1 protein-coding gene is annotated in these 275 nt (G+C 66.2%); it reads left to right on the forward strand.

Annotated elements, in window-relative coordinates; genetic code table 11:
• Positions 1-275: VENN motif pre-toxin domain-containing protein (locus HMPREF3138_RS26040; protein WP_210394241.1), on the forward strand; the 275-nt coding region annotated here is incomplete at both ends.

The raw sequence follows: 275 nt of genomic DNA on the forward strand, positions 1-275 counted from the left end.
GCCTCGCCGTACCTGGCGACGGAAATCAAGAAATTGACCACCAATCCGCTGACCGGTAAAGTAGACGTTGCGGCCAACGCGATGGCGCACGCGGTGCTGGGTGCGGTGACGGCGGAGCTGAACAACCAGTCGGCCGCGGCAGGCGGACTGGGTGCCGGCGGGGGGGAACTGGCGGCGCGCTACATTGCCGGCCAGCTGTTCCCGGGCAAAACGGCAGAGCAACTGAGCGAAAGCGAGAAGCAACAGGTGAGCGCACTGAGCCAGCTGGCCGCAGG

The sequence above is a fragment of the Serratia sp. HMSC15F11 genome (assembly GCF_001808215.1).
GTDB lineage: Bacteria > Pseudomonadota > Gammaproteobacteria > Enterobacterales > Enterobacteriaceae > Serratia > Serratia nevei.